General features: G+C 71.0%; 7 protein-coding genes and 1 pseudogene. All 8 read left to right on the top strand.

Annotation, left to right across the window (positions count from 1 at the left end; all coding sequences use genetic code 11):
• Positions 1-831: type VII secretion integral membrane protein EccD (eccD, locus tag M8J74_RS43305; protein WP_283949316.1), on the top strand; the 831-nt coding region annotated here is incomplete at its 5' end.
• 75 nt (positions 832-906) lie between these two features.
• Entirely contained in the window at positions 907-2,448 is a 1,542-nt protein-coding gene (gene eccB / locus M8J74_RS43300; protein WP_249841647.1) for a type VII secretion protein EccB, read from the top strand.
• A 69-nt stretch (positions 2,449-2,517) separates the two neighbouring features.
• The gene (locus M8J74_RS43295; RefSeq protein WP_249841646.1) at positions 2,518-2,859 is read left to right on the top strand and encodes a hypothetical protein; all 342 of its coding nucleotides are present in this window, start codon (positions 2,518-2,520) and stop codon (positions 2,857-2,859) included.
• Between the two features lie 82 nt (positions 2,860-2,941).
• Positions 2,942-3,244, top strand: a complete 303-nt coding sequence (locus M8J74_RS43290) for a WXG100 family type VII secretion target (RefSeq protein WP_249841648.1) — start codon at positions 2,942-2,944, stop codon at positions 3,242-3,244.
• Positions 3,245-3,335: 91 nt separating this feature from the next.
• Positions 3,336-3,767, top strand: coding sequence for a type VII secretion system-associated protein (locus tag M8J74_RS43285; RefSeq protein WP_249841645.1), 432 nt, complete (start codon positions 3,336-3,338; stop codon positions 3,765-3,767).
• A gap of 30 nt (positions 3,768-3,797) precedes the next feature.
• Positions 3,798-6,482, top strand: coding sequence for an AAWKG family protein (locus M8J74_RS43280; protein ID WP_249841644.1), 2,685 nt, complete (start codon positions 3,798-3,800; stop codon positions 6,480-6,482).
• A gap of 55 nt (positions 6,483-6,537) precedes the next feature.
• Positions 6,538-6,984 (top strand): YbaB/EbfC family nucleoid-associated protein, encoded by a 447-nt coding sequence (locus M8J74_RS43275; protein ID WP_249841643.1) that lies wholly within the window; start codon positions 6,538-6,540, stop codon positions 6,982-6,984.
• An 83-nt stretch (positions 6,985-7,067) separates the two neighbouring features.
• A pseudogene (locus M8J74_RS43270) lies at positions 7,068-7,398 on the top strand (hypothetical protein); the annotation flags it as partial.

Genomic DNA, 7,398 nt, shown 5'->3' with positions numbered 1-7,398 from the left:
GCCGGCTGGCTGGCGCCGGCGCTCGGCGCCGACGGCGGCTCCGGCCCCGCCGCCACGGGCGTCCGCCTGCTGTCCGCGTCCGCCGCGTGTGCGGCCGGTGCCGGACTGGCGCTCATCGCCATCTCCGGTCCCGCACGGTTCTACCTGGCGGTTGCCGTCGTCGCGGTGGCGGCCTGGCTCGGCGGGCTGCTGATGGTGCTGCTCGACGTGCCGGCGGCGCACGCCGCGGCGGTCGTCGCGGTGGTCGCCGTCCTGCTCGGCGCGTCGGCACCGGCCTGTTCGTTCTGGCTGGCGGGCCTGCGTATGCCGCCCCTGCCGACCAACGCCGACGAACTCCAGCAGGGCATCGACCCCGAACCCGGTGAACAGCTGGTCGTCCGAACTGTGCGGGCCGAGGCGTGGATGACGGCCCTGTACGCGGCGGTCGGCGTGATCTGCACCGGCGCCGTCAGCGCCCTGGTCGGCGACCCCGGTACTCCGGCGCGCGTCACCGCGGCCGTACTGGCGCTGCTGCTGGCACTGCACAGCCGTGGCATCGGCAACGCCTGGCAGCGCACCGCGGTGCTGTTCCCGGGGGTGTGGGGGGTGGCCGCGTTGATGACCTCGCTCGCCGCGGAATCCGGGACGCGAACCCGGCTGCTGCTGGTCGCCGCGCTGGCCCTGGTGGCCGCGGCGGTGGCCGTCCTGTGCTGGACGCTGCCGGGCCGTCGACTCGTACCGCACTGGGGGCGGGCGGCGGAACTGCTGCACTCCACCGCCGCGATCGCACTGTTGCCGCTGGTGCTGTGGACCTTGGGTGTCTACGGCCGGATGCGCGGAGTCTTCGGCTGAGGACCGGTCCGGACGCGGAAGGCGTGTCCGGGACGACACCAGAGCCGAGCTGAGGAAGAGGAAGGAACAGCGGCGATGCAGTCCAAGCGGGACCAGGTCGAGGCGCATGTCTTCATGATGAGCAGGCTGTCCTCGGGCATGCTGCTCTCGGACCCGGACGCCCCGGAGAGCCCCTCGGGCCGCACCGGCCGCGGGGCGGCCATGGGCATGTTGATCGGCGCGCTGGGGGCGGCCGGCTGCGTGCTGTTCGGACTGCTCTCGCCGGGCGGCGACACCTCCTGGAAGAGCGCCGACGGCCTGATCGTGCGCAAGGAGACCGGCGCCCGCTACCTGTACCAGGACGGTGTCCTTCGCCCGGTCCGCAACTACGCCTCGGCCCGCCTCATCGGCGGCTCCGACCTGTCCACGACCCTGGTCTCCGGCGCCTCCCTGCGCGGCACGCCGCATGGCGCCGCCGTCGGCATCACCGGCGCACCGGACGACCTGCCGGCCGCCCGGGACGTCAACGACGGCCCCTGGCTGGTGTGTTCCGGTCTCCTCGGCGCGGCGGACGGCAGGCGGACGACCACCACGCTCGTCGTCGGCGCGCGGCCGTCGCCCGGTGACGGGCTGACCGCCCGCCAGGCGCTGCTGGTCTCCGCCCCCGACCGGACCCGCTACCTGGTGTGGCGCGGCCGTCGGCTCAGGCTGGACACCGAGCACGGAGCGGACCGGGCACTCGGCTATGGCGGCGTACAAGTCCGGGCGGTCTCGGCGGAGTTCCTCAACACGCTGCCGGCCGGCCCCGACCTGACGCCCCCGGCGGTGCCCGGACAGGGCGAGAAGGGTCCCTCGCTGGACGGCCGACCCACGCGGATCGGTCAGCTGTTCACGGTGCAGGTGCCCAACTCGCCCGTGCGGTACTACCTGTTGTCCCGGCAGGGCCTGGTCGCGGTCACCGCCACCCAGGCCGCGCTCGCCCTCGGTGACCCGCGCACGCGCGAGCACAGCTACGCGGGGCACAAGCCGGTGCCGGCGCCGCTGGCCACCGACACCGCCGACGCCCACCTTGCCGCCGGCACGACAGCCGCTGCCCCGGGGTGGCCGGCCAGCCCGCCGACGCTGACCGGACCGGCCGCGCGGGAGGACGTGTGCACAGCGCTCAGGCCGACCGCAAAGGGCCCGGTGACCAGTGTCGCCGTGGTCTCCACCCTCGACGCCGCGCCTGCCCCCACTCCCGAGGAAGCCGCCCCCGCCTGCTCCCCGGTGGACGCCGTCGCGGTGCGTCCCGGCGCCGGCGCGGTGGTCCGCGCGCTGAGCGCGGACGGCGGAACGCTGGGCGACACCACCTACCTGGTGACCGACGCGGGCGTGAAGTACCGCATGGCGTCCTCCGCGGCCGTCACCGCGCTCGGCTACGGCGGCACGGACGCCGTGGGCCTGCCGTCCCCGCTGCTGGCCATGCTGCCGACCGGCCCCGACCTCGATCCGGCCGCCGCCTCAGGCAGCGCCCCGGTGCGCACCACGTCAGCGGGCGGCTGCGCCACCGGCATCGTCGCCGGGCACAAGAACGCTCCCACGGACGGCAGGTCCGCCGCGTCCCCCGCGGACAACGCGCCTGCGGCTCCGACCGGCTGACCACACTTCCGGACCGTCCAGGACGGCCCGGAACACCGAAAATCCACCCACCGGAACGAGAGGTACCCAGTGGCAACACCGCTCCAGCAGTCCACGACGGCGTCGACGACCGCCGGCATCAACGCCCTCCACTCGGCCCACCAGGGCATCCAGCGATGCAAGAACGACGTCGACACCACGGCCGGCAACCTCGCCGTGGCCTACAGCGCCAACTCCGCGGACGGCCGCGAGTTCCAGAATCTGCTGACGCAGTGGGACGGGCAGGCGCAGATCATCCTCAACAAGCTGCAGGGCCTGATCGACCGCCTCACCCAGACCCTCCAGACCCACAGCACCACCCAGTCGAACAACACCGACATGATCCGCACGTCCACCAGCACGGCGGACTCGGCCTACAACCAGCTCACCTGACGACGACCCCACGGCCCGCCTCTCTGTGCCACCCGCAGCGCGGCCGACCCGACCCCCAGAACGAGGAGTTCCCGTGAGCGAGATGACCGACGGCGTGATCCACGTCGAGTACAACCACGTCGAGCAGGGCGTGGAGGACATGATCCAGCAGACCAGGGCGATCGAGACCACTCTGGACAACCTGGAGGCCGAACTCAACGCGCTGAAGACCACCTGGCAGGGCGCGGACGCCGAGGCGTACACCAAGGCCCAGGCGGACTGGAACAACGCGGTCACCACGATGGAGCGACTGCTGATGTCCCACGCCACCCTTCTCGGCGAGATCTCCAACAACTACCGGCAGACGGAGAACAGCCTGTCGCAGATGTGGAGCGAACTGAGCTGACCGGCGGGACGGCGCGTCGTCCGCCACCGCCCGCCGACCGGGCCGCGCCGTCCCGGACCCGTCCCGGACCGTCTCCCAGTAAAGGAAGACCATGGCAGATCTCACCCATCTGGACTCCGCGTCACTCATCCAGTTCGCCGACAACGAGGTCCAGACCTTCATCGCCGACATCAAGAAGATGCGCCAGGACACGGCCGACACACCGTCGGTCGAGGCCTTGTTCACGCTTTCCTCGACGCTCAGCAGCGCCCCCAACAAGCAGCTGACGATCGGTCAGATGGGGGCCACGGGCACCGTGCACGGCGACAGCCTCCGGACCAACATGGTCGCGCTGGCGACGGCGATCGACAAGGTCTTCGTCAAGCACCAGGACCTCTTCCGCGACATGGACACCGACATCCGGGACACCGTGCGCACCCTGCTCAACACCGCCGGCACGTCACTGGACTCCATCAGCAGCGACCGGTTCATCTCCGCCATGGCCGACGTCGGCCAGGACCTCGGCGGACACAGCACCACCTGATCCCTTCCGACCGAAAGGCGAGCCCCCGCGATGGCAGACGAAACGCCCGGCAAGTGGGAGACGACCGTCTACCTGATGACCGGGTACAAGGTCCCGACCCGCGACTCGGTCACCGAGGACCTCAAGGGCAAGTCCAGGAAGTACGGCGACGCCGACGACAACGCCGTGGACGCGCCCTGGATCGACGTCACCATCAGCAACGTCGGGAAGGTCGACGGCACCGCGCTGGCCAACCGGTTGGCGTCACGGGGGGACTTCCTCCTCTTCTACGCGGGTACCGGCGACGGCGGCCCGATGACGAACGCCAAGAAGCTCAACCTGTACGTGGTCCGGATCGGCTTCCCCTGGCAGCGGGGCTCAGGGCAGGCGGGCACCAACTTCCAGAAGTACTCCCTCGGCTCGAACGCGGCCATCAGCCAGTTGTCCTACCCGCCGTACCGGACCACCGGCTTCTCGTTCGACGGTCTGAGCGTGGCCGAGGAGGACGCTGTCGACCTCGGCACGTTCTCCCACCGGGCCCGGTCCATCGACCGGGCCATGGCCTTCTTCGACCAGCACGAGCAGCGGCTCAAGACCTGGACCGACGCGATGGACGGGCCGGGCGCGGCCTGGCAGGGCAACGCGGCCGGCGTCTTCCAGAACCTCATCACGACCCTGCACACCCAGTACAAGCACTACAAGGAGCAGTTGGCGCCGCCCGGCTTCAGCGCGCCGCTCGAGAGCAAGGTGGACCACTACCGGCCCCGGACCTACCACGGGGCCGGGCTGGTCCGCGCCGAGATGGCGCTGAGCGTCGGCCTGCGCACGCTCAAGGTCGCGTTCGACGACTGGCACAGCGACAAGGGCACGGTCTCCGGCACGGCCCCCGACGGTTCCGCGACCACCGCCGCCGCCCACTGGGACCCGGAGGTCACGGTCCGCGGCGTCCTCCAGGAGGTCGCGCAGTGGATCAACGCCAACAACGCCGGCAAGGTGGTCACCCACTCGACCACCTACGGATCCACGGGGAGCAGCTCCGGCGGCGACGACTACTGGTACGACACGATGGCGGGCTTCAAGGAGAACGTCCCTGTCTACGGTCCCCTCACCGACCCCAACACCTGGGTGAAGATCGCCCAGGAGGCCGTCTCGCGTTGGAAGAACAACGTGGTCGCCCACCTCGACCCGGCCGCCGAGACCGCGCAGACCGGTCTGGCCGAGGCATGGTCGAAGCTGCTCAACACCGCCTGGGACCCGGACTACGGGTTCGAGGAGGCACCGGCGGCGACGCTCAGCTCCACCGGCAACAGCGGCGGCAACTCGAACTCGACGTTCAACCCGAACGACATCGCCAGCCTGTTCAACAACCAGAACGCATCGGTCAACGACGCGCTCAACAACATCACCGGCTCCATGAACAACGCGCTCAACGACCAGAACCAGGCGTTGAACGACGTCGGCGGGTCCACCAACAACGCGCTGAACGACCTGTTCTCCGGCGGCTCCGGCACCACCGACAGCGCCCTCAACGACACCGGTCTCACCGGGACCCCGGACGTCAACGGGCTGCTGTCCGACACGGCCGGCACGGGCGACACCGGCTCCGGCGGCACCTCCGGCACCGGTGCGGGAGTTTCCCCCGCCTACACCTCACTGCTCAACGGCGCGCTCAACAGCCTGGGTTCGGGCGGCAGCGGTTCCACCAAGGTCAACCCCGACGGCAGTATCACCGTCACCAACGCCGACGGCAGCACGACCACCACCAGGCCGGACGGCACCGAGGTCACCACCTTCCCGGACGGCAGCACCTCCACCACCGGCCCCGACGGCCGCACCACCCTGGTCGACGCCGACGGCAGCACCTCGGTGCAGAACGCGGACGGCACGGTCACCACCACGTTCCCCGACGGCAGCAAGGTCACCCTCGGCCCGGACGGCTCGTACACCACCACCGGCGCCAACGGCACCGTCACCCACGGCGATCTCCAGCCCGGCCAGAGCATCACCAACCCGGACGGCAGTACCACCAAGGTGAACGCCGACGGCAGCGTCACCACCACCTTCCCGGACGGCCTGGTCGGCACGCTCAAGCCGGACGGCACCTACACCGTCGACCAGCCCGACGGCTCCGGCATAGACACGTCCTCGCTGGGCGGCGGTACCTCCACCACCGTGCCCGCCCCGCACGGCTCGACCGGCACCGTCAACACATCCCTGAACGGATCCCTGAACGGCGGCCTGTCGTCCGGTGGTTCCTCGGGCCTCCCCCTCACCGACTCAGCCACCGACGGTGACTTCCTCTACGACGACGTGCCGTACACCTCCTCCCTGTCCGGCGCGCTGGGCGCCGCGCCCGGCACCGACGGCTTCTCCGCCGGGACCGGACTGAACCCCGGCGCGCTGGCCGCCGCCTCCAGAGCGGGCGCGATGAACGGGGACCTTTCGGGCTCGGAGCGGGTCCGTTCCGGTTTCGCGGACACCGACAGCGCCGTGACCGGCAGTCCCCGCACGACGTCCGCCGGATCCCGCGCCGCCGCCGCGGCGGAGGAGGCCGCCGCGGCCAGGACGGCGACCAGCAGTTCGGGCGCCCCCTTCTTCCCCGGCGCGGGAGCCGGCCCCGGTGGCCAGTCCACGCAGAGCGAGGACCGCACCCGCACCACCTGGCTGTCCGAGGACGAGGAGGTCTGGGGAACCGAGGACGGGGGAGTCCCCGCCGTCCTCGGCCGCGACGACTGACACACCGCGCCGTCCGTCCGGCACCAACACGTCTGAAAAGCAAGGAGATATGAGGATGGAACCCGTCGAGGAGCGTCTCGCCAAGGCGATGGAGCTCCTGGAGTCCACCAGAGCCGCGGTCGCGGACGCCGAGCAGAGACTGCGAAGCGCGGCGGTCACCGTCATGTCCAAGGACCGGTCGGTGGAGATCACCGTCGGCCCGCAGGGCGAGGTGACGGCCCTGAGGTTCCACGACGGCAAGTACCGTGCGATGGCTCCCGCCCAGCTGTCCGCCGTGATCCTGCAGACGCTGGGACAGGCCCGTTCCCGGATGGCCCAGCAGGTGCTCGACACCTACCGGCCCATCTCCGAGGGCATGCCGCAGCTCACCGACGTCCCCGGGGTCGAGATCGACTGGGAGGGATTGTTCGGCTCCATGGTCGCCGAAGGAGAGACCCGGCCCGGCAAGCCGGCCGGCGGGCAACTGCGCGACGAGATCGTGGAGGACCAGGAGACCGCCTGAGAACCCGGCAGCCCTCAGCAGACCCGGTCTTCCGGTGCGCGCACGCGCGGGACGACCCAGACAGCCCGACCTGGAGAAACCCCATGGCTGGAAACTCGTTCGAAGCCGACCCGCATCTCACCCGCAGGGGCGCCGAGGTCATGGCGAGCATCGCGGAGCACGCGCACGCGCTCGTCAACGACCTGGCGCACTACCAGAGCGCGCTCACCGGGTGGGCCGGCGTCGACGACGACTACGCCAAGCAGGTAGGACCCCAGATTCGCAAGACGTACCGGCAGACCATGGAGTCCGGGCGACAGGTCACCGACGCCATCGTGGCCGTCGTCGACCAGACGGCGGGCTCCGCCTCACACGTCGAAAGGGCCCGGGACGAAGCCTTCGAAGGAGTCGCCGCGGAGCAGGCCGAGTACGGCG

Origin of the sequence: Streptomyces panaciradicis (genome assembly GCF_023516615.1) — a bacterium.
Classification (GTDB): domain Bacteria; phylum Actinomycetota; class Actinomycetes; order Streptomycetales; family Streptomycetaceae; genus Streptomyces; species Streptomyces panaciradicis.
The sequence above is the reverse complement of the archived record's forward strand: the minus strand, read 5'-3'. Positions and strand labels throughout refer to the sequence as shown.